Source organism: Pseudodesulfovibrio tunisiensis, assembly GCF_022809775.1.
Lineage (GTDB): Bacteria > Desulfobacterota > Desulfovibrionia > Desulfovibrionales > Desulfovibrionaceae > Pseudodesulfovibrio > Pseudodesulfovibrio tunisiensis.
In genome coordinates this window covers 3117124-3139240 of record NZ_CP094380.1, presented here as the reverse complement: position 1 = coordinate 3139240, position 22117 = coordinate 3117124, and the positions used below count along the sequence as shown (strand labels likewise).

At 61.3% G+C, this 22117-nt stretch carries 16 protein-coding genes, 1 tRNA gene, 1 other RNA gene and 1 pseudogene; 12 read left to right on the top strand and 7 right to left on the bottom strand.

Annotation, left to right across the window (positions count from 1 at the left end; genetic code table 11):
- Positions 1-42 precede the first annotated feature (42 nt).
- Complete coding sequence (locus tag MPN23_RS14970) at positions 43-504, bottom strand: hypothetical protein (RefSeq protein WP_243545004.1); 462 nt, start codon at positions 502-504, stop codon at positions 43-45.
- 177 nt (positions 505-681) lie between these two features.
- Here MPN23_RS14970 and MPN23_RS14965 point away from each other — a divergent pair, with 177 nt between their 5' ends.
- The 12 genes and pseudogenes from MPN23_RS14965 to cysS all read left to right on the top strand — a co-directional run bounded on the left by MPN23_RS14965 (position 682) and on the right by cysS (position 12457).
- Positions 682-1962: a DUF401 family protein gene (locus MPN23_RS14965; RefSeq protein ID WP_243545003.1), complete on the top strand. Its 1281-nt coding sequence runs from the start codon at positions 682-684 to the stop codon at positions 1960-1962.
- Between the two features lie 45 nt (positions 1963-2007).
- The gene (locus tag MPN23_RS14960) at positions 2008-3225 is read left to right on the top strand and encodes an SGNH/GDSL hydrolase family protein (protein WP_243545002.1); all 1218 of its coding nucleotides are present in this window, start codon (positions 2008-2010) and stop codon (positions 3223-3225) included.
- 116 nt (positions 3226-3341) lie between these two features.
- On the top strand, positions 3342-4229 hold the full coding sequence (locus MPN23_RS14955; protein ID WP_243545001.1) for a LysR family transcriptional regulator: 888 nt from the start codon (positions 3342-3344) through the stop codon (positions 4227-4229).
- 112 nt (positions 4230-4341) lie between these two features.
- Positions 4342-5112 (top strand): hypothetical protein, encoded by a 771-nt coding sequence (locus MPN23_RS14950; RefSeq protein ID WP_243545000.1) that lies wholly within the window; start codon positions 4342-4344, stop codon positions 5110-5112.
- Between the two features lie 50 nt (positions 5113-5162).
- Entirely contained in the window at positions 5163-6350 is a 1188-nt protein-coding gene (locus MPN23_RS14945) for a metallophosphoesterase (RefSeq protein ID WP_243544999.1), read from the top strand.
- A gap of 53 nt (positions 6351-6403) precedes the next feature.
- Positions 6404-6479 (top strand) — tRNA-Ile (locus MPN23_RS14940).
- Between the two features lie 166 nt (positions 6480-6645).
- Entirely contained in the window at positions 6646-7641 is a 996-nt protein-coding gene (locus tag MPN23_RS14935; protein WP_243544998.1) for a Nif3-like dinuclear metal center hexameric protein, read from the top strand.
- Positions 7642-7692: 51 nt separating this feature from the next.
- On the top strand, positions 7693-8418 hold the full coding sequence (locus MPN23_RS14930) for a zinc ribbon domain-containing protein (RefSeq protein ID WP_243544997.1): 726 nt from the start codon (positions 7693-7695) through the stop codon (positions 8416-8418).
- Between the two features lie 41 nt (positions 8419-8459).
- An RNA gene (rnpB, locus tag MPN23_RS14925) (RNase P RNA component class A) lies at positions 8460-8824 on the top strand.
- Positions 8825-8881: 57 nt separating this feature from the next.
- Positions 8882-10075, top strand: a pseudogene (gene ispD, locus MPN23_RS14920) (2-C-methyl-D-erythritol 4-phosphate cytidylyltransferase).
- Positions 10076-10077: 2 nt separating this feature from the next.
- Complete coding sequence (locus MPN23_RS14915) at positions 10078-10956, top strand: hypothetical protein (RefSeq protein WP_243544996.1); 879 nt, start codon at positions 10078-10080, stop codon at positions 10954-10956.
- 43 nt (positions 10957-10999) lie between these two features.
- Positions 11000-12457, top strand: a complete 1458-nt coding sequence (gene cysS / locus MPN23_RS14910; RefSeq protein WP_243544995.1) for a cysteine--tRNA ligase — start codon at positions 11000-11002, stop codon at positions 12455-12457.
- Between the two features lie 556 nt (positions 12458-13013).
- Here cysS and MPN23_RS14905 read toward each other — a convergent pair.
- The 6 genes from MPN23_RS14905 to MPN23_RS14880 form a co-directional block, all read right to left on the bottom strand.
- Positions 13014-15092 carry an HD-GYP domain-containing protein gene (locus tag MPN23_RS14905; protein ID WP_243544994.1) on the bottom strand — a complete coding sequence of 693 codons (2079 nt, stop codon included), beginning with the start codon at positions 15090-15092 and terminating at the stop codon, positions 13014-13016.
- 23 nt (positions 15093-15115) lie between these two features.
- Positions 15116-16159, bottom strand: coding sequence for a transglutaminase-like cysteine peptidase (locus MPN23_RS14900; protein WP_243544993.1), 1044 nt, complete (start codon positions 16157-16159; stop codon positions 15116-15118).
- Complete coding sequence (locus tag MPN23_RS14895) at positions 16159-17493, bottom strand: HlyD family type I secretion periplasmic adaptor subunit (protein WP_243544992.1); 1335 nt, start codon at positions 17491-17493, stop codon at positions 16159-16161. Before MPN23_RS14895 ends, MPN23_RS14900 begins: the two co-directional genes overlap by 1 nt.
- Positions 17494-17499: 6 nt before the next feature.
- Positions 17500-19734: a type I secretion system permease/ATPase gene (locus tag MPN23_RS14890; protein WP_243544991.1), complete on the bottom strand. Its 2235-nt coding sequence runs from the start codon at positions 19732-19734 to the stop codon at positions 17500-17502.
- A 162-nt stretch (positions 19735-19896) separates the two neighbouring features.
- Entirely contained in the window at positions 19897-20625 is a 729-nt protein-coding gene (gene pgl / locus MPN23_RS14885) for a 6-phosphogluconolactonase (protein ID WP_243544990.1), read from the bottom strand.
- Positions 20626-20788: 163 nt separating this feature from the next.
- A complete protein-coding gene (locus MPN23_RS14880; RefSeq protein WP_243544989.1) occupies positions 20789-22117 on the bottom strand; it encodes a TolC family outer membrane protein in 1329 nt (442 codons plus the stop codon).

Here is a 22117-nt window from a genome sequence, read left to right as displayed (position 1 = left end):
ATCGCTTGCAACGGGCTTCCTGTTGACAAAATTTCGTGACAGCTAGGCGTTGCCCTTGGGTCCCCCGGCCTGCCCCGCGATCTGGGCCAGCCGGGCGCGCAGAAAATTCGCGGCAGCGTCGCCGAGATCGTCGGAACCGGTCATCCTGCGACCGTATTCGTTCAGGTCTTCCTGAACCTGCTTTTCCATGCGCGCGGATTCCAGAAACATGACATAGGTGAGCAGCAGGGCCGCGGAATTCTCCTCGGTGCCGTCGCAAAGCAGTTCCAGCGCCTTGCGGTCCGCGGTCTCCATGAGACGATCCACGAACATGGTCACCCATTTCGTGTAGAGTTCCTTCATGATCGGGGGGATCATGCCGGCGACCTGCTCCGGGCTGTTGCCCCCGGTCATGGTCACGGCCATGTATTCGGCAAGGGCTTCCTGCCGCTTGGCATCGTCCTGTTTCTCGATCCTGTCCATCACGGTGGCGAAGACGTGTTCGCGCATCTGCAATTCGGTCATGTTCGGGCCTCCCGGGAGTTTCCGTTGCACAGGCCGCGCAGAGTAGCGGAATGCGCGTTCCCGGGCAAGTCCCGACGCGGGGAGCATCTGCGAAATGACGCATTTTGGCGTTTCCTTTCGGCCGGGAAAAGAGTAGCCCAAAAATTCCGCAACCAACTTTTCCGTCCGGAGGATTTCGTGGACCTGCTGCTCAAGTTCGCCCCGTTTCTCAAGGTCGTGGCCGCTTTCACGGTCATGCTGATCGGCATCCGCTTCAAGGTCAGCCTCGGTCTGTCCATTCTGGCGGGCGGGCTGGTCATGGCCCTGCTGTTCGGGCTGGGCGTCATGGACTGGGCCACCACGAGCGCGCTCGCCCTGACTCAGGAGAAATTCCTTTTTCTCGCGGCCATCGTGGGCCTGATCCTGATGCTGTCCGACGCGCTGGAACGGTCCGGCCAGTCCCGGCGGCTCATGGATGCGCTCTCCGGATATCTGCGCAGCCCGCGCGTGCGGCTGGTGTTCTTTCCGGCCCTGATCGGCCTGCTGCCCATGCCGGGCGGAGCCGTGTTCTCCGCGCCCATGATCAGGACAGCCGCCGAGGGCATGCCCATTTCCAGCCGCAATCTCGCCCTGATCAACCACTGGTTCCGCCACGTATGGGAGCTGGCATGGCCCCTGTACCCGGGCATCATTCTGACCGTGGCCCTTGCCGACATCCCCATTGCCTCACTCATCTCGCGCACATGGCCCGGAGTCTTCGCCATGTTCGGACTGGGCTGGCTCTTCTATCTGCGGCCCGGGGTGCTGGGCGACGTGACCATGAGCGCGGACCTGCCCAGGGCAGGCGGCAGAATCCGGGACATCCTGCGCCACGGCCTGCCTCTGCTCGTGGCCATTGTTGGCGCCATCGGTCTGGAAACCGCGCTGTCCGTGTTTACCCGGGGCATCCCGTTCGAATGGGGCGTGATCGCTGCACTGGCCTCGGCCGTATGCTCCGTCATGATCCAGAACCGGCTGGGCCTGCCCTTTCTGCGCGCGGTGCTGGGCAAGAGGAGCCTCTGGGCCATGCTTTCGGTGATCGCGTCCATCTTCGTGTTCAAGGACGTGATGCACGCGGCCGGAGTCGTGGATGAAATGGCCCGGACAGCGGGCGGCGACGCAGCCCTGTTTGCGGCGTCCGTGTTCCTGCCGTTTCTGGTGGGCGCAGTGGCCGGGGTGAACGTGGCGTTCGTGGGCGCGACCTTCCCCCTGCTCCTCGGCCTGCTCGGCAATCTGGGGCTCATGGACCAGAAGATCCCCTATCTGGTGCTGGCCACGTTTTCCGGCTTCACCGGGGTCATGATCTCGCCCATCCATGTCTGCTTCATCCTGACCTGCCAGTATTTCAAGACCGATCTTGGCGCGACATGGAAACGGCTGGTTCCCCCGTGCCTGTGTCTGCTGGCCGTGGGATACGGGCTGTTCCGAATCCTGCTCTGATTCGTTGTTTTCCCGGCCCCGGCGTGATAATGGGCGGGAATGTCCATGAATTTCCATTCGAACCGAAACACGTCGAATCGCCTTGAACGATTTTCCCTTCCGGCAACCGCCGCAGTGTACGGGCTCCCCCTGCTTGCGGCGGGCGGTTGTTACCCTCTGTTCGGCCCGGCCGGACCGCTCGCCGTGCTTGGACTGACCGCATGGAGCGAATGTCTGCTCCGCATCGCGACCCCGCTGTTTCAGGGGAATCGGAAAAAGGACAAGGTCATGGTCCCGGCAGTGGTAAAGACCTTCACGGCCCACCAACCCGACCCGATTCTCGGCTGGGCTCTCAGACCGGACCACACGGCCCGGGAATCCTTTTCCATCCCGCGCAAGAATCTGCGCCTCGACTATTCCGTGACCACGGATTCGCGCGGATGCCGCATCACCCCGGAAGGCAATGCTGATGCGCCCCTTGTGTCGATCCACGGCTGCTCCAACACCTTCGGCTGGGGACTGGACGATCAGAAAACCTATCCGTGGCTTCTGGCGCAATCACTGCCTGACGCACGGGTTCGCAACTACGGAGTCGCCGGGTATTCCCTGTACCAGATGCTTCTGCGCATGGAACAAACCATACCGCAGGACAAACCGAAAATCGTGGTCCTCGGCTTTTCCCCGGGGCTGGAAACCCGATCGATCAACGACTTCCATTACCTGCGCATGCTTTCGGAATACGGCGGCACCCCGCCGGCCTGCATTTCCCGCATGGGCCGAAACCGCAAGCGCAAGCTGCTCCGGGGCAGGCTCGAAGCCTACAAGCGACTGCCCGGTGCAGACAGGCTGCTGCTGGCCGGACTTGCGGAACGCGGCCTGAACCGGCTCCGATTCCTGCGCCGTGCAGACCAGTCACTCAAACGCGCCACCACCGAACACCTGCTTGTGGCCATGCGCGAACTCTGCCACAGGCACAAGGCAACCTTTGTGGTCCAGTATCTGACCCACGATCCGCGCTATCAGCAGTTCCTGTCGCGCACAGGCATCCTCTGGCGGCCCGGCCCGGTCGACATGGACGAATGCACGCCCGACGGCAGATACCTGTTCCGACTGTACCCGTTCGACGGCCATCCCAATGCCGAGGCCAACCAGCGCTATGCCGACAGCCTGGGCCAAACGCTCCGCGAAATTCTGGACACGGGCTCCCTGTCACGGACCAGCGTCCCCATGCCTTCGGGCCGACGCGACCGGACCACGGAATCCGCGATCTATCCCCTGTTCTGACCATCCCGACCATTGTCCGCGGCAGACCATCGTGATATGCGATAGCAACAGTCGCCGATATCGCATTTCACGATCGGCATTTTCCGAAAAAGAGACACTCAACGCGGACAAACCCCATGGAACTTCGACAACTCAAGACATTCCGGGTCGTGGCCCGCACCCTGAGCTTCACCCGGGCCGCACGGGAGTTGCGGCTGGTGCAGTCCTCGGTTTCCGCCCAGATTCAGGCTCTGGAAACCTCGCTGGACATCAAGCTGTTCGAACGCATGGGCCGGACCATTCGGCTGACTTCGGCCGGAGAGCGGCTTCTGGATTATGCCACCAGAGCCGAAGACCTTTCCGAGGAGATCAGAAGCGAACTCACCGGGGCTGCCGAGGCGCGCGGCGGACTGGTCATGCGCGTCCCTGAGTCGGCCTGCGCATGGGGTTTTCCCAAGGTAGTGCGCCAGTTTTCCGCCAAGTATCCCCGCGTGCGACTGGACATCCGCCCCTGTCTGGGCCGCAATCTGGCCGAGGACCTGCGCAAGGGCGTGACCGACCTCGCCTTTCTGTACGCGGATTCGGTCCGGGGCAGTGACATGGAGGTCACCCTGCTGCGCACCGAGCCCCTGATTCTCGTGGCCGGACCATCCCACCCCCTTGCCGAGCGCAGGAACATCGGCCCGGCAGACATGGACGGGCAGACGCTTCTGTATTCCTCGGCAGACTGCAGCTACCGGAAAATTCTCGAAGACCTGCTGGACGACGAAGGGGTTTCCCCCGCAGCCGTGCACGAATTTTCCTGCTCCGAGGCAATCCGGCAGACCGTGGCCGAAGGCACGGGCATTTCCATCTTTCCCAGACACGCGGTTCGCGAAATGCTTTCCGGCGGCTGGCTGTCGCCTCTTGCCTGGAACGGCCCGGAGCTGGAAACCGGCCTGCTCATGGTTCGCAGCAAGGGGAAATGGCTTTCTCCGCTCCTGAAACGATTCATGAATATTGCCAAAGACGTTCTCGGAAGTTGACGAGCACCGCACCTCTATCGTATGATATCTATATAGACAATACGATATCTTGGTTCGTCAACAATGCTACCCAACCAGCAGGTCTGCCGAAAAGGGCCTGCCCGAGGACCCCATGCCCGCCCCGAAAACAGGGAACAACCGCACAGCCAGACGCTGGCTGGCAGCCATACTCGCAGTGACAGGTCTGGTCGCGGTTGTCACGACAATCTACATGGACCTGAAGGGAGAAGCAGACTCCGCGCTCATCCCGAGCTATACCCGACATGGGCAAACCGTGGTGCTCATCGACAGAACCACCCCCCTGACTCCATACCAGCGCAGCAGACTGCGCAAGGCAGCGCAGGAAGTCCGGCAGACCGTGGCCAGTGCCTGTCTGCTCTCGGTCTACCCCATCGAACCGGAAAGCGATCTGCGCTGCGTTCCGTTCTTTCAGGCAACCGTACCCGGCCCATGGTTCCGCTCGAACCCGGAATCCTCCATGCGGGAACGCAAGGCCAAAAGATTCTTTGCACAACGGTATTCCAAGGCATTGGAACATGCATTCGCCTCCGGCATCAACACGAAACTTCCCTCGCCCATCATCGAGACCATCAACGCCGTGGCATTCCGCACCGGGCTGGCGCACGGCAAGGGCCAGCGCCGGGTGGTCATCTTTTCGGACATGATTCAGGATTCCCCGGCCAATTCCCACAATGGATGCGCCGAGGATTTCCAGAGCGACCCCATCTCCCAGAGCCTGACCAGACTGGACGGCGTGCTCGTGGACATCTACTACGTGCCCTGCCACAAGCATCATGCGGTCCAGACCCGCCAGCACATGGAATTCTGGCGCGCCGAGTTCGCCCGGGCCGGTGCCCTGCCCCGCATCATCCCCGTGGAGTGACCTGCTTGCGCGGACGTACTTCCGTGGTTATTCTGTGCCATGGAGGCACCATGTCCACGTGGATCATCATCGTCCTGACCACGGCCACCCTGCTCACCCTGTATCTGGGGTGGCGGCTGGTGGAACCGCTGAACATCCCCAGACAGGCCAAGCTTCTCGGCTGGGGCATGCTCTTCGTGCTGCTCTTCGGCCAGCGCCTGTCATGGTTTCTGCGCCGGGGGCAGGACAGCCCGACATGGCTCAATTCCGTGGACTGGATCGGCTACGTGTTTCTCGGACTGGTCTCCTTTCTCATGGTCTTCATGCTCCTGCGCGACCTGCCCCTTGCCGCCCTGCGCACGGCAGGCCTGTTTTCACGGCCCTTTCGCAAAAAGCGGACCTCCCCGGACCCGACCCGTCGCCGGTTCCTGCTCAATGCGTCCAACGCGGCCATGCTTGCCACTGCCGCACCACTCAGCGCCCTTTCCGTGTATCAGGCCCGCAAGGAACCGGAAGTCTCCCGCGTGAATCTGGAAATTCCCGGGCTGCCCGCCGGGCTGGACGGATTCGCCATCGCCCAGATTTCCGATACGCACATCGGCCCGACCATTCGGGCGGACTGGGCGCGCATGGTCGTTGACCGCGTGAATGCGCTTTCCCCGGACATGGTCGTGCACACCGGAGACATGGTTGACGGCACCGTGGCCGAACTGCGCAACTCGGTCGCCCCGTTCGCGGACCTGAAGGCAAGGCACGGAGTCTGGTTCTGCACGGGCAACCACGAATACTATTCCGGCGTGCGCCAATGGCTGCCCCATGTCCGCAGGCTGGGCATGACCCCGCTGGTCAATGAGCACGCACTGGTGGACACGGGCAACGGACGCATCCTGCTGGCCGGAGTTTCGGACTACAGCAGTCGCCGCATCGACCCCGCGCACGTCTCCTCTCCGGCCCGGGCCATGCAGGCCGCGCCGGACCACGATGTTTCCATCCTGCTCGCCCATCAACCCCGTTCCGTGTTCGAGGCCGAGGAAGCCGGATTCGACGTGCAGCTGTCCGGCCACACGCACGGTGGCCAGTTCTTTCCATGGACCTATGCCGTGCACTGGTTTCAGCCGTACGTGCGCGGCCTGCACCGCGTGGGAGGCACCCTGCTCTACGTCAACGTGGGCACGGGCTACTGGGGTCCGCCCATGCGGCTGGGCACGTCGCCGGAAATCACCCTGCACGTCCTGCGTTGCATCCGGGAGAAGGCATAGTTGTGTTGACACCTGTAATGGAGCATGTATATATTCATCCGCTCCAACCGTGAGGGCCAGTAGCTCAGTTGGCAGAGCCACCGGCTCATAACCGGTCGGTCCCAGGTTCGAATCCTGGCTGGCCCACCATATGCCCCCAACGGGAGACACTTATTGAGATTGACGGATTCGGTAGTTCCGCCCAATTCATATTCCCTGAAAAATCCTGCAGGCAGGATGACAGAAGAGGATTTCGATGCTCCCCGAGGTGGTACCCGAGGGGAGCATCTTCTTCTCGGTATGGAGGTGTAACCGCATGAAAATTAAAGATATTTTATCTTCCGTCAAAAAGCTGGCCCCTGAGGAGTTCCAGTGTTCGTGGGACAATTCCGGGCTCCAGATCGCGGGAACCGCTTCCGAGGCCCGCAAGGTGGCCGTGGCTCTGGACCCGAAACCGGAGACGGTCGCCCAATGTCTGGACTGGGGCGCGGAAGTGATGGTGGCCCACCATCCCCTGTACCGCAAGCCCGTGGCCCCGAATGCCGAAGGCCCGTATCTGGACGTGCTGCGCCGCTTTCTGGCTGCAGGCGCATGGCTCTATTCCGCACACACTTCCCTCGACTCCCGGCCCGATGGTCCCGCCTTCTGGCTGGCCGAGCATCTGGCGCTGGAAAACACGCGATTTCTCGACGTGGAGCACCGCTTCCCGGCTCTGGAAGTCTCGTTTCTGCCGTCCCGGCCCCTGCGCCGGGAACTGGCCGAGCAATGGGCTGAAAATCCGGGCGTGCATGCGGTTTCCCAGACCCGGGCCGGCGAGGTGCGCATCATCTGCGACCGAGCGGCATGGCCGGAAATCCGCGGCAGCGTGGAATTCGCGCTTCAGGAATCCCAGGAATACTACGTGCGGGAATTGCAGAGCCCGGCGCTGGAGACCGGCATCGGCATGGTCGGCGACCTGCCCGAGGCAATGCCGTGGCAGGCATTCACGGAAAAAGTGACCTCGGCGCTGAACTGCCGGGGCTGGACCGAGTGTGGTCCGATTGCGGACACGATCTCCCGCGTGGCGTTCTGCGGCGGTTCCGGCGGCAGCCTGATCAGCAGTGCGGCCCGTCTCGGAGCGGATGTGCTCGTCACCGGGGACGTGAAGTATCACCCGGCGCTGGAAGCGGACATCCGGGTCATGGATGTGGGCCATTTCTCCCTTGAGGAAGAAATGATGCGCCGCTTTGCCAATGAACTGGCAGAGAGCCTGGACTCCGTGGAAGTCAGATTTTTCGAAGCCGAAGACCCGTTTTCGTTTCACGAAAAGTAACCCGAAGAAACCGCGTGCAATCGCGTTTCAAAGATACAGTGAGGTGGACACATGTACCAGAAACAGATCGAGCAGTTGGTGATTCTCCAGCAGGTGGATGACGAAATCCTCATCCTGCGCAAGGAGATCGAGGAAGCTCCCCGCACCCTGACCGCTCTTGAGGAGCAGCTCGCCGCTCTGGACTCCCGCAAGGAGCAGGTGACGGACAAGCTGGAAATCCTCAAGTCCAAGAAGACCAGCCTGACCGGCGAGATCGAGGAGGACGTCAGCAAGATCAAGAAGAGCAAGAACAAGCTGATGATGGTTGGCAACACCAAGGAATACCACGCCATGATGCGCGAAATGGATTCCCTGGAAAAACTCAACCGCCTGCGGGACGACGAACAGGACGCGCTGAACGAGGAACTCGAAAGGCAGGAAGAACTGCTCAAGGGCATTGCCGAGGAAGTCGCTGGCGTCAAGGAACATTTCGACGCCCAGAAGGCTACTCTGGACCAGCGCATCGCCGAGGCTCAGAAGTCTCTGGACAGCCTGGACAGAAAGCGGAAAAAGGCCTGCAAGGTTGTTCCGCCGCCGATCCTCGGTCGCTACGAGTTCATCCGCGAGCGCATGGAGAATCCGGTCATCGTGCCTGTTGCCGACGGCGTGTGCCAGGGCTGCCACATCAAGATTCCGCCGCAGAACTACAACGACCTGCAGAAGGGCCAGCAGATCCTGAGCTGCCCCAACTGCCAGCGGCTCATCTACTGGGAAGAGCATATCTCCCAGGCCGGCTAGGACAATTCGCCGCGCGCTTTGCCGCGGCTGAAACGATATTTGGAGTCGGACGGGCTGTCGCCGCGGCCCGCAAGGGCCGGAGAGGAAAGTCCGGGCTCCGCAGGGCAGGACGCTGGGCAACTCCCAGGGGGGAGCGATCCCCGGAAAGGGCAACAGAAAGCAGACCGCCTTCCGGCCTCGGCCGAGAGGTAAGGGTGAAACGGTGGGGCAAGAGCCCACCGGCGGGCGGAGCGATCCGTCCGGCCAGGCAACCCCCGTCCGGAGCAAGACCAAATAGGGAAGCGCATGGGCCGGCCCGGCCCCGCTTCCGGGTAGGTTGCTTGAGGCGGCCGGTAACGGTCGTCCTAGAGTAATGACAGCCACCCCGAAAGGGGGACAAAACCCGGCTTACAGTCCGGCTCCAACAACGCAACTGTGCCGGGCTCCCAATGGGGGCCCGGCGCTCATGCATACGAGGCGCACAATGACCCGCCAGCTCAAACACGTCTGGGGCATCATCCTGGCCGCCGGGGCAGGCTCCCCGCCTTGCCAAGGTCTCGGGCGGCGTCCGCAAGCAGTATCTCGAATACCTGGGCGCCCCGCTCTTCTGGCATTCCGCACGCACTTTTTCCCGCATCGCCGCAGTCGAGGGCATTGTCATCGTCTTCCCGCCCGAGGACGAAGAGGCCATGACCAGACAGGTGTCCAAGCTGTTCCGGTCCGAAGACCTCGGCATCCGCTGGGCCACGGTTCAGGGCGGGGACCGCCGTCAGGACTCGGTACGCAACGGGCTCGCCGCCCTGCCCCGGGACTGCGACGCCGTGCTGGTGCACGATTCGGCCCGTCCCTTTGCCTCGGCCACGCTGGTCAGCTCCCTGATCCACGCTCTGGAAAACGGAGCGCAGGCAGCCATTCCCGCCATCCCGGTCACGGACACCGTGAAACGCGTTTCCAACGACGAGGTGGCCGAGACCCTGAACCGGGACGAACTCCGCGCCGTGCAGACCCCGCAGGCGTTCGAGACCGGACTTCTGGCCCGCGCACACGAACAGGCCGAAGCCGAGGGCTGGGAAGTCACGGACGATGCGAGCATGACCGAACGGCTCGCTCCTGTGGCCGTGGTCGCAGGCGAAGCCGCCAACATCAAGATCACCAATCCGGACGATCTCGCGCTGCTGCGCCGCCCCACGGAAACCATTCCCTGCACGGGCTGGGGCTACGACGTGCACCGCTACGGCGGAAATCGCGATTTCGTGCTCGGCGGGGTGCCCATCCGGCGGGCGCGCCCGGCATCCGAGCCCATTCCGACGGCGACGCGCTTCTGCACGCTCTGGCCGACGCCATCCTCGGCACCTTTGGCGGCGGGGACATCGGTCGCCATTTTCCGGACACGGACAACAGGTTCGAAAACATGGACAGCGGCGTGCTTCTGCGCGAAGTCCTGTTCATGGCGGAAAACGCCGGGGTGCGCATCGTGCACGCGGACCTGACGGCCATTGCACAGGTGCCGCGCCTTGCGCCCCATGCCGACCAGATCGCCAAGAACGTGGGCCGTCTTCTGGGACTGGATGCGCGACAGGTGAATTTCAAGGCCACCACCGAGGAAAAACTCGGTTTCACCGGGGAAAAACTCGGCATCAAGGCCGTGGCCTGCGTGACCGGCCTCCGGGAGATCTGAGCATGTCCCGCTTCGCCAAGTTCCTTGTCTCCTTTCTCATCTTCATTGCAGCGGGCTATCTCGGTCTGAAATGGTTCGTGAACTCCGAGGTAGCGCGGGAGCTGGACGCCACTGTGGCGGCAACCCCGGGCCTGTCCCTGAACTACGGCGAACTGAACGTGGATATCCTGTCCAGAAGCATCAGACTGGACCGGGTCCACGCCATCCTGCCGGACGGCAATCGCCTTTCCGCGGACACGGTGCGTATCTACGCCTTTGACCAGCAGCATCAGGTTCCGCTTTTTCTCAAGGCCGAGGCTGCGGGCCTCACCTTCACGCCCGAGCCGGAAACCGCCCTGCTGTGTGATTCCCTGTGCCGATTTCTGGATGTGGGCGCCCTCAGGGCGGACTGTGCACTTGACTATTCTTTCGACAAGGATAACGGTACATTAACAATAAACAACCTGACCATCAACGCGGACAATGTGGCGCAACTCCGACTCTCCTGCACATTCCGGGGGCTGGACAGCAACCTTGATCGCGTGGAAAGGTTGCTCGGCCTGACCGTACAGAAGGCAGAGCTGCGGTTCACGAACCGCTCGGTGGTGAACCGGTTTCTCACCCTTGCCGGTGAGACGCGGGAGCTTTCCCCGGATCAGGCCCGGGACATGATGGTTGCGGACCTTTTCCGCTTGAGCGAAAATGCCGCGGCAGACGACAACGATGTGGCTGAACAGGCTTTTCAGGCTCTCGGAGCGTTTCTGCGCAATCCCGAGGCCCTGACCCTGAAGGCGGCCCCCGGGGAACCGGTTCCCCTGCTCTGGGGCTTCATGGGCCGCGACCTCGCGGACAACCTTCGCCTGTTCAACGTAACGGTGACTCCGGAAGAGAGCGACATTTAACCAAAGCCGATTAATTTCAGCATAATAAAAACGGAGCTTTCCAATGAGACTCTACAACACCCTGGCACGGAAGAAACAGGACTTCGCCCCTTTAAACGGCAACAAGGTCAACATGTACGTATGCGGCATCACCGCCTACGACCTGTGTCACATCGGCCATGCCCGCTCCAGCGTGGTGTTCGACGTGCTGTACCGCTATCTCAAGCACACGGGCTACGACGTCACCTTCATCCGTAATTTCACGGACATCGACGACAAGATCATCAACCGCGCCAACGAGGTGGGCAAGACCGCCGAGGAAATCGCGGAAAAGTTCATCAACGAATTCTATGTGGACATGGATCGCCTCGGCGTGAATCGCGCCACGGTCGAGCCCAAGTGCACCGAGCACATTCCCGAGATGCTCAAGCTGACCGAAACCCTGATCGAAAAGGGCCACGCCTATGCCACGCCCTCGGGCGACGTGTACTTCCGCGTGCGTACCTTCAAGGATTACGGCAAGCTCTCTGGCCGCAACATCGACGAGCTGGAGTCCGGCGCGCGCATCGACCCGGGCGAGGAAAAGGAAGATCCTCTGGATTTCGCCCTGTGGAAGGCGGCCAAGCCCGGCGAACCTTCCTGGGAAAGCCCGTGGGGACAGGGACGGCCCGGCTGGCATCTCGAATGCTCGGCCATGAGTGAAAAATACTCCACCCTGCCGCTGGACATTCACGGTGGCGGACAGGACCTCGCCTTCCCGCATCACGAAAACGAGATCGCCCAGTCCGAGGCGGCCACGGACAAGGAATTCTCCCGCTTCTGGGTGCATAACGGATTCGTGCAGATCAATTCCGAAAAGATGTCCAAGTCCCTTGGCAACTTCTTCACCATCCGTGACATTCTCGCCCAGTTCCTGCCCGAGACCCTGCGCTACTTCCTGCTGACCATGCACTACCGCAGCCCTCTGGACTTCTCCTTCGACGCCCTTGAGGAAGCGGAAAAGGGCATCAAGCGCGTCTACGCTGCCCTTGCCCAGATCGATCAGGAACTTGGCAAGAGCTCGTGGAAGAAATCCCCGTTCCCGGAAGACATCGTCGCCGAACTCGACGAGATCGAAAAGCACTGGAACGAGGCCATGGAAGACGACATGAACACCGCTGCGGCCCTCGGCCACATGTTCTCGGCCATCCGCCTTGCCGGACGCGTGTTCGAGGACAAGAATCTGCGCAAGGCCGAAGGCGGACGCGATCTCATGGAACGCATCCGCAAGGACATGGCCGCATGGGGCGACGTGCTCGGCGTGTTCCGCCGCGATCCCGCGGAATTCCTCCTTGAACTGCGCGACAACCGCGCCGCGCGCCGAGGCATTGAACCGACCAAGGTCGATGAACTCATTCAGGGCCGCCAGCAGGCACGCAAGGACAAGGACTTCGACCGCGCCGACCAGCTGCGAGACGAAATCGCCAACCTCGGCGTCGAGGTCAAGGACACCCCCCAGGGACCGGTCTGGGACGTGGCCTAACACCCCAAATATTCACAAATAAAAAAGGGAGCGTCCGATGTGGCCGCTCCCTTTTTTTGCCTTCGGCGACCAGAGAAACCTTGATTCGACCCGACCTGGGCCTCACCCTTCGGGCGCTGCAAAGCCAGCGTCCAAATCCGCTGTCCTGCGGATTTGTCATGAAAGTTTCTCTGGACTCTTCAAAGCTTTCTGGCGCTACGCCGCCTGCGGGGATGAGGAAACTTGTCCGGCTTGCATGGCGGCGTAAGGAGATGCGGAAAAGCGAAAAATTCTGCTCTCGAAAAATACAACTCCGGAGAAACAGGTAAAAGAAAAAAAAGTCAATTTCTCTTTAGAAGCCACCCCGTCTTGAGAATTTGGAGAGGCCGGATGCATGTCCCGACAGGGCATGTATCCGGCCTCTTCAAATTCTCAAGACGGAATGGGAATCCAAGGGGCCCTGCTCCTTGGCGGGGCCGGGCAGAGCCCGGCCCCCCGGGAGGGTCGCCGAAGGCATCAAAAAAACGCCCCCCGCGTCGAAATGACGCAGAGGGCGTTGCATGGCTGATATCAAACGCTAGTCGTCGTGCTTGAGAATCTTCTCGCCTGCGGGCGAGGAGACCACGGTTCGAAGGGCCTCGACCACGGCCGGGTCAAAGCGATGCGACTCGGAGCTGAGGATTTCCAACGCCTTTTCCGGGGTTTTGGCTCCCCGGTAGGCGCGAGGCCGGATCATGGCGCAGAACACATTGCCCGCAGCAAGAATGCGGGCAGGCAGAATGATGTCCTCGCCCTCAAGTTTCTTGGGATAGCCCGTGCCATCGAGCCGCTCGTTCATCTGGTAGATGGCCTGAAGCACGCCCTCGCCCATGTCGATATCCTTGAGAATCCGGTAGGCATGCTCCACATGCTGCTCCATGACCTTGATCTCGTCCGGAGTGAGCGCGCCGGGCTTGGACAGGATTTCCTTGGGCACGAACACCTTGCCGATCTGGGACAGATTGGCTGCGGTCTCGACCTCGACAATGTCCATCTCGGAGAGGTCCATGCGCTTGGCCACCTCGCGGGAGAGCCCGGCCAGAACATGGCTGTGGCCACCAAGATACGGATCTGCCGCCTCGATGGTACTGACCAGCGCTTCCATGGCGCGCTGAACCAGCCGCTTGTTCTTTTCCTGCACCGACACGTATTCGGTCACGTCGCGAAACACGGCCACAACGCCCACGACCTTGTTCTGGACGTCGGTGTACGGCGATTTGGAAACCAGAAAATCATGCCGCTTGGAATGGATGAAGATGGTTTCCCGGGACGTGACAGGCTGGCCCGTGGCAATGACCTTGTCGTCCGAGGCCTGAAGCCGCTGGCCCGTGTCGAATCCGAAGATGGCGGCATTGTCCATGCCCACCATCTCCTCCTTGGTCCGACCGATGGTCCGGGCGAACGCATCGTTCACGTAGATGTACTTGCCTTCGAGATTCTTGAGGGAAATGAACTCGTCCACAGCCGCATTGATGCTGTCGATGAGGCGTTTCTGATTCTCTATCTCCTCGGCCAGGTCACGAAACTTCTCGGCCACCTTCTTGGTCTGGACTCCGGCCAGAATCCACCAGGCAAGCCCGGCCAGCAGGAAGATGGTGAGCACGGCGAAACCGGCCAGAAAGTACGCGGTGCGCTCATACCGGGCAAAATCCGCAAGCGCGGCCTTGGCACCGATCTCCTGAACGACCCACCAGTCCACGCCCGGCACCTTGGCACCAAAGGAATACACCGGATTGTCGCAATCGGCGAGACAGGCACGTTCCCCGAACACCAGATGCCCGTCGTCGGAAAAGTCCAGCCTTGCGGTAACGCCGACAAACCCTTCGGCCGTCCATGGCGTGACCTCACGGTATTTTCCGTCCTCGGCCTGCATGAGCCGGGTATGCTCGCCCTCGGCGGACAATGCGGAATTGGACAGCAATTCGGTTATCTTTCCGGTCACCTGCCGGGTCATCATGAGCGCGCCCACAGCCTTGCTGGTATTACCTCCGGCATCCGGCGGAAACATGGGCACGCACACATCCAGTTCAAGGCCGTACTGCGTCTTGCGAAGCGGCGAGAACGCGGACCTGCCCGACTCCATGGCCCGCTGGGCGATGCGGGTCTGTGTCACGGAAAGCGGCGGCAGATGCCCGTCCGTGGCAATGTAGGCCAGCCCGCTGCGATTCAGCACCCGGGCGGCCAGAAAACCGGAATAGGTGGAAAATTCCCGAAGCATGTTCTGCATCATGGGCAACTGGGCCGCAATGTCGGCCATGTCCTCGGGAGCGGTTTCGCCCACGCCGCCGAAAATCGAGGCAAGGTCGCCCTTGTACATGTCGATTTCCGAGGCATAAAGCCGAAACAGATCGGACTTGATCAGCCGGTCGCCCTGATGGGACAGATGGTTCAACCAGGCGTCGATCACGCCCTTGCGCCCGTCGGCCAGGAGTTCCAGCCTTTTCTGAACGTGGATCAACTGCTCGGCACGCTTGTCCGACACGAGCTTTCCGGTCATGAACACGATGCCCAGGGAAATCGCCGCGACAACGGCGAGCACCACGGCGATCTTGCCCGTAGGCTTCACCGCGAGTTCGCGGGGCACTTCCTGTGCGGGATTGGGATGTTTTTCAGCCATGCTCAAACTCCGTATGGATGCGGTTATTTGACGGCGGGAGTGCCGTACGTGGTCTTCTTGGTCGGCGGCACGTGGAACCACCGATACTTTTCATTCACGGAATACTGCGGGTTGTAATGCGTGTACTTGTCGTGAGGAAGCACCATCACGGTCTGGTTGTCCAGAATGTATATTTGATCGTCCACATACACGGCAAGCACGGCATGCCCGATGTTGCGGATGGTGTCCTTGACCGCCACGATCCGCAGGTCGTCCATGGAAAAACCCAGTTCCTTGAGTGCATAATACTTGGCGATGGCGTAATCCTCGCAATCGCCGGACTTGTGCAGGAACTCCGGTGGGGAGGCCCAGTAGTCGCGCATGCCGTAATTTGCCTGATCCAGACGGTATGGCCACTTGTTGAAAAACACGTTCACGGCCTTGAGCTGCTCCAGCCGGTCCTTGCCTGCGGCCCCGTTGCGCAACTCCTGCCACCCGGCCTTGCCCGACACGCCATTGGTCGAAGCGTCCCTGAAATATCCCTTCCACGCCTTCATCCTGTCCAGCACGCCCGTCCACTTGGGCAGGGCCTTGATCTTGCCCTTGAATTCCACGGTGCCGAACAGATGCGGCCTGCCACCCTTCCCATTCGCGCCGGATGCGACTGCGGTCCCGGATACGGCAGGCTTGACGCTCGGGGCCGGGATCGACACGGGAGCCGGAGGCGGCGTATGCATGGGTGCAGGAGCAGGCGTTTGCAGCGGAGCCGGAGGCGGTGTGTGAACGGGAGCCGGAGCCGGGGCCGGTGCATGAATCGGAGCCGGAGCCGGAGTATGCACAGGAGCGGGAGCGGGTGTATGCAATGGCGCGGGCTGGCTGTTCTGCACAACCATGTCCGGCACATCGGGTCGCGCCCGAGGGACGGTCCGTACCACATGAGTGCCCGAATCCGCGACTCCGGGGGAAACATGCGCCGCAGATGGAGATTCCGGCCTCAGGCCGACCCAGAGGCAGGCGGCCAGCACGGCCGAGCACACTGCGGCCAATGTGGCGGCCCGGGTTCTCCATGCACGCGGCTTCTGCTTCATCAGCGTTCCCTGAGTGCGTTCTGCTTGGCCTTGAGTATGGGTTTCAGCAAATAGTCCAGCACGGATTTCTTTCCGGTCAGGATGTCCACGCTCGCGGTCATGCCCGGAATGATGGGAAGTCTTTCACCCCGATAGGTGATGGAATTCCTTCTGGTCCGCACCTTGACCAGATAGTAGCTTTCCTTGCGCTCATCCATGATGGTGTCTGCGCTGATATGTTCCACCGTGCCCTCCAGTCCGCCGTAGATGGAATAGTCATAGGCTGTCACCTTGACCTGCGCCTTCTGCCCGGGATGCAGGAATGCAATGTCCGTTGGCCGAATCTGGGCCTCGACCAGCAGGGAGTCGTCAAGGGGCACGACCTCCATGATGGACTGGCCGGGCTGGACAACGCCGCCAAGGGTGTTGATGAGAATGTGCTTGATGATCCCGCGGACCGGAGAGCGCACGTCGGTACGGGTGACGCGATCCTCGCCGGCGGACAGGGTTTCCTTGATGGATGACAGTTCCAGCCGACGACGGTTGATTTCCTCAAGCGCCTGATAGCGGTATTCGGCCTCCCGCTGCTCGATGCGGCCAAGGGCCTCTTCCGCCGCCTTCTTGACCCGCGGGATGCCCAGAGCCAACGCCTCGATGTCCCCGCGCAGCTCCAGCACACGCTGCTCCAGAGCCAGATAATCCATCTTGGAATGAATCTGCTTTTCAACCAGCGGCTTGGCAATGCGGCGCTGCTCCAGAGCCACATCAAGACTCTTGGCAAGCTGGACCCGCCTGCCTTCCATTTCCTTTACTTCCTGTTTTTTCTGATAGTACTGGTCGCGCAGCATTTCCAGCTCGATTTCCAGCTGTTCCTTCTGAACATTGTAGATGGAAAGCTGATCCGCCACGAGCTGCGGGGCTTCGGTCACGAGTTCCTCGGGGAACTCGGGCTTCTTGTCCTCCACCTCGGCCGTGAGCCGCGCGATCGTCGCAATGTGTTCCTGCGACTTGGTGTAGGCGTCACGGTAGAAGCTGGCGGCCTGCTCGTTGCGCAGACGGCAGAGCACGTCGCCCTTCTGCACCTCCTGTCCCTCATGCACGAAGATGTCGCTCAGGATGCCACCCTCAAGATTCTGGATTTCCTGCACCCGCTGGGACGGAATGATCTTGCCCATGCCGCGCGTGACCTCGTCCAGCACGGCAAACTTGGCCCACAGCACGAAGAGCACCAGCAGGGCCATGATGGTGCCGGACATGACGTACGCGACCTTGCGCCCCTGACCGTACAGGGCCTGATCCACGTCGGACATGAAAAGGAGTTCATCCGTGGGATATTTCTTTCTGTTGTATCTCATGAGGCGTTACCCGGTGAATTTGACGTGGCCGGACTTCAGGGCTTCGAGCACGGCCTTTTTCGGCCCGTCCGCGGCAATGGTGCCGTTGTCCATCACCACGAGCCGATCCACGAGATCGAGCATGCTGAAACGGTGCGTGATCACGATGAGGGTCTTGTCCTTGATGTACGGGGCAAGCCGCTCCTTGAGCTTGAATTCGGACTGGTTGTCCATGTTGCTGGAGGGTTCGTCCAGAATCAGGATTTCCGGGTCCGGCAGAATGGCCCGGGCAATGGCCACGGCCTGACGCTGCCCACCGGACAGGGACGAGCCGCGCTCGCCAACCATCATGCCGAATCCGGCGGGATGATCCTTGACGAACCGCGTCACGCCAGCGATGCGGGCCGCGTGCAAAATGGACTGGTCATCCGCATCCGGCAGGCCGAAGGCAATGTTCTCCTTGAGCGTGCCATAGAACAGCAGACTGTCCTGCGACACATAGCCCACCTTGTGGCGCAGGTCGGCCACGTCCATCTGACGCAGGTCGATGTTCCCGACCTTCACGTTGCCCTCGACAGGCTGATACAGCCCCACGCAGAGCTTGCCGAACGTGGACTTGCCCGCTCCGGTCCGACCGATGATGCCGACCTTTTCCCCGGCGCGGATATTGATGTTGAGCGAATGCAGAACGGTCCGGTCCGTGTTCGGATACTTGAAGGCCACGTCCGAGAACTTCAGGGACGGGGTTATCGGTCCGTAGTAGAAACTCTCCATGTCGTCGGGCCGTTCCGTGGGCATTTCCATGAGCATGTTCAGGGCGTTCAGCGCCATGCGCGACTGCTGGAAACGGGTGAGCAGCCCGGCCACGGCACTGAGTGGAGCCATGGCGCGGCCGGACAGGATGTTGCAGGCAATCAGCCCCCCCACGCTCAAATGGCCTTCGGAAATCCGGTACACCCCGAGAATGACCACGGCCACGCTCACGAGCTGGGCCACGAGCATGGAAAATGTCAGGGAAATGTTGGCCATGGTCTTGGCGCGACTGTTGGACTTGGCACTCATGCCGACCACATTTTCCCAGCGGGCCTGAATGCGGCCCTCGGCCAGACTGGTCTTGATGGTCTCCAGCCCATTCACTATCTCGAAAAGCAGGGCGTGCTTCTGCGTGGATTCCTTGTAGCTGTTCTCGATGATGTGCTGAAACGGCACTTGAAGAAGCAGACCCACCAGAATGACCACGGGCACGGCAATGAAGATGGGATAGGCCAGCGGGCCGCCAATGTAGTAGACCACGCCGATGAACAGAAGCAGAAAGGGCAGGTCTATCAGGGCCACCAATGTGGACGAGCTGAAGAATTCGCGCAGGGATTCGAACTCGCGGATGTTGTTGGCCACGGCGCCGGCGGATTCCGGCATGTGGTCCAGCCGGGCGTTCATGAGATGGTTCATGATGCGGCTGCCCAGCAGCACGTCTGCGCTCCGCCCGGCCACATCCACGAAATAGCTGCGCAGATTCTTGAGAAGGAAATCGAACACGTAGGCAATGACAATGCCCAGAGCCAATGCCCAGAGGGTTTCCATGGCGCTGTTCGGAATGACCCTGTCATACACGTTCATCACGAACAGGGGCGAGGCCACTATGATGATGTTGGTCATGACGCTGGCCCCGATCACGTGGCGATAGATGGGCCAGAATCGGAAGATCGTGTGCCAGAACCACTGCTTGGACTTGAGAAGCTGGAGTTTCTTGACCCGGTTGTCCAGCTTGGGCGTGACCCGGGTGAAAATGGCGTAGCCCGTGTACTCCTCAGCAAGCTGGTCAAGGGGAATCTCCACGGGCTCCCTGCCCTGCCCCGGAATGATCACCCGGGCGTTGTCGTCGTCCGCATCCAGCATCACGCAGGCATTGTTGCCGTGCAGAAGCAGAATGCAGGGCAGCACGAGCTGGGTCAGTGATCCGAGTTTCGGCCTGTGCACGGTCTTGGCCGTGATGCCGATGCGCTCCGCAGCCCGTATCATGGCCGAGGCCGTGACCACGTTGTCCTTCTGTGGCATGCCCGCCCTGAGCGTGGCCGAGGAGACCGGACGGCCGAGCAGCCCGCTGATCACGGACAGGCACTCCACAAGGGGCGGCTGAAAATCGATATCTCTTGGAGAAAGCCGCTCGTCGCTCTTGAGCTGATCGCGTGACGGCTGCTGCACGGAATCGCTTGCGGATTCCGCTTCAGCCCGGGGCGCGTCGGCCTTGGTATCTGATGCCATAGGTTGTCGCCGTTGCCTGTTTGAGGATTAGGGACGCTCCGGTCCAAAGGCCGCGGCTGGCGCAGCCAGCCAGGGAAAAGGCCTATCTTCGAGTATCACTTTTTTGCAGCAGGCACAATTTTGTCAAGCACTGACAATGGATAGCGCCTCGCACTCCGGACTTCAGCCTTCCGTTGCCAAGGCATGGGTGGGCTGATCCGTCAGCCACAGAACGTCCCCGGAAAAGAGTCGCGCCACAGGGTACTTTTCAGATTCCGAAGCCGCGCTGAAAATGTTCTTCAAAACCGGTGCCTTGGAAACTCCTGTTGCCAGCACGATCACGTTTTTCGCCGCAGCCAGCAAGGGAAGGGTCATGGTCACGCGCTCCACGCGCGGCTCCATGTCCGGCGCGGGCACGGGCTCCACCCACTCCCGGGAATCCAGTGCATGCGAACCGGGAAACAGGGATGCGGTATGGCCGTCCGGGCCGAGCCCCTGAAGCATGAGGTCGAATGCGGGCACGGCATCCTCGAAGAAACGGGCCAATTCCTGCCGATAGGCAACAGCCGCGTCCTGTGCGCCCAGTTCGCCACGAATGCGGTGAACATGGTCCCCGGGGATCGGCACCCGGCTCAGCAGCAGGTCCCGGGCCGGGCGATAATTGCTGTGCTCATGGTCCGGCCCGACAGCGCGATCATCACCCCAGAACACATGCGTCCGGTCCCAGGGAACGGCCCGCCAAAGCGGTTCCGAGGCCAGCATTTCGAATACGGGCAGCGGCGAGGATCCACCCGAGAGAGCGACGGCAAACCTGCCGCTACGTTCCAGAGCACGATGCGAATGAAAGACAAACAGTTCCGCAGCCCCCCTGCTCAGGGCCCGGGTATCCGGGAAAACGCGAATCTCCGGCATTTCGCCTCCGAAAAATCTCGGTATGCCCGACACATGCCGGACCACCATCACAATTGCATTCCCCTGCCCAATGCGTCAAGAACCGACCCTGTCCCATTCAGCAAAACGGGACGCGGCCCTTGGCTGACCGCGTCCCGTTTCATCGTCCTTTCAAGACGCCAGACTACTCGGAGCTGGAGTCGTAGCTGTCCCTGCCGAGCTCAAGGGTGGCGACAAGCTTCCCTTCGAGGGTGCGAAGCTTGTAGAGCGTGAATATCTGATTGTTTCTGGCGCTTTCCAGCAGCACGGCGTTGCTGAACACCTCGTTCACGGCGTCCAGCACGTCCAGCAGGCTGCGCTGGCCCACGTTGAACTGAAGCATGTACATGTCCCGGGATTCCCGGCTGTACTGCAAGGCTTCGGTGTGCTTGGCCACCTGTCCGGCCGCAGTCACGTATTCGGACCATGCCGAGGAAACCTGACGCACGAGATCGTCGGTCGTATCCTGAAGATTGGCCTGCGCCTCGTCGATGCGGGCTTCGGCGGCCTTGGAGTCATTGTAGTCCGACCCGCCGCTGAACAGATTCCAGGACAGGGCAAGCATGGCGCGGTTGTCCTGAAGGTAGGTACGCGATGAGTCCAGATTGTCCGTATACCGGGAGCTGAGCTTGATATCCACGTCCGGATACATGCGCGCGTCCACCATGTCCCTGCTTTCGGACGCGGCTGCCACCTCGGCCTTGTACACCCGAAGCTTGGGATTGTCGGCAAGGGTCCTTTCCATGACCTCTTCCAGACTGGCGGGCATGAATTCCGGCGCAAAACCGGGCACGGCCAGCACGCCGGGAGTATGTCCGGTCATGCGCAGATAATTGGCTTCCACGGTACGCAGATTGCCTTCATAGGTAATGAGCGTGGTCTCGGCGCGGGCAAGGCGGCCTCTGGCCTGCATTTCATCGGCGCGGCTTCCGGCTCCGGCAGCCACGCGTTCCGCGATGGAGGACAGAATATCCTTGTGCGATGCCACGTTCTCCACGGCCAGATGCGCCAGCATGCGCTCCCGGTGCACGTCGATGTGCGCGCGCACCGCGTCCAGACCAATGGTTTCCACGTTGTCGAACAGCCGGCCCTCCGCAGAGTCCAGACGCGCCTTGTCCATGTCGTACCGGCTCAGGCGTTCCATGCCGTCGAACACGTTCTGGGTCAGGGTCAGCGTGGAATCGGAAGCGGCCTTGGAGTCCTGATCCCGCCCGGCAAGCCGGGTATCCTGACTGTCATACTGCTGCAAGCCGTAGGAGGAAGAGAGATCAAGGGACGGGAAGAACCGGCCCAGAGACGCGGACAGGGTCCGGGACATGGCCTCGCGATTGTGCAGCATGGCCTTGACCTTGGGATGACTTTTCACGGCAAGGGCCACGGTTTCCTTGAGGGACGTGGTCCCGTCCGTCCCGGCCCACGCCGGGGCACAACACAAGACCGCGACAAAGGCGGCCAGAAGAATCTTGTTACGCAT

Coding starts and splice junctions, on each gene's coding strand:
- pgl (WP_243544990.1), bottom strand. CDS start 20,625: ATGCCGGAGATTCGCGTTTTCCCGGATACCCGGGCCCTGAGCAGGGGG.
- MPN23_RS14970 (WP_243545004.1), bottom strand. CDS start 504: ATGACCGAATTGCAGATGCGCGAACACGTCTTCGCCACCGTGATGGAC.
- MPN23_RS14900 (WP_243544993.1), bottom strand. CDS start 16,159: ATGAAGCAGAAGCCGCGTGCATGGAGAACCCGGGCCGCCACATTGGCC.
- MPN23_RS14930 (WP_243544997.1), top strand. CDS start 7,693: ATGTACCAGAAACAGATCGAGCAGTTGGTGATTCTCCAGCAGGTGGAT.
- MPN23_RS14935 (WP_243544998.1), top strand. CDS start 6,646: ATGAAAATTAAAGATATTTTATCTTCCGTCAAAAAGCTGGCCCCTGAG.
- cysS (WP_243544995.1), top strand. CDS start 11,000: ATGAGACTCTACAACACCCTGGCACGGAAGAAACAGGACTTCGCCCCT.
- MPN23_RS14905 (WP_243544994.1), bottom strand. CDS start 15,092: ATGGCTGAAAAACATCCCAATCCCGCACAGGAAGTGCCCCGCGAACTC.
- MPN23_RS14955 (WP_243545001.1), top strand. CDS start 3,342: ATGGAACTTCGACAACTCAAGACATTCCGGGTCGTGGCCCGCACCCTG.
- MPN23_RS14950 (WP_243545000.1), top strand. CDS start 4,342: ATGCCCGCCCCGAAAACAGGGAACAACCGCACAGCCAGACGCTGGCTG.
- MPN23_RS14945 (WP_243544999.1), top strand. CDS start 5,163: ATGTCCACGTGGATCATCATCGTCCTGACCACGGCCACCCTGCTCACC.
- MPN23_RS14960 (WP_243545002.1), top strand. CDS start 2,008: ATGAATTTCCATTCGAACCGAAACACGTCGAATCGCCTTGAACGATTT.
- MPN23_RS14890 (WP_243544991.1), bottom strand. CDS start 19,734: ATGGCATCAGATACCAAGGCCGACGCGCCCCGGGCTGAAGCGGAATCC.
- MPN23_RS14915 (WP_243544996.1), top strand. CDS start 10,078: ATGTCCCGCTTCGCCAAGTTCCTTGTCTCCTTTCTCATCTTCATTGCA.
- MPN23_RS14880 (WP_243544989.1), bottom strand. CDS start 22,117: ATGCGTAACAAGATTCTTCTGGCCGCCTTTGTCGCGGTCTTGTGTTGT.
- MPN23_RS14895 (WP_243544992.1), bottom strand. CDS start 17,493: ATGAGATACAACAGAAAGAAATATCCCACGGATGAACTCCTTTTCATG.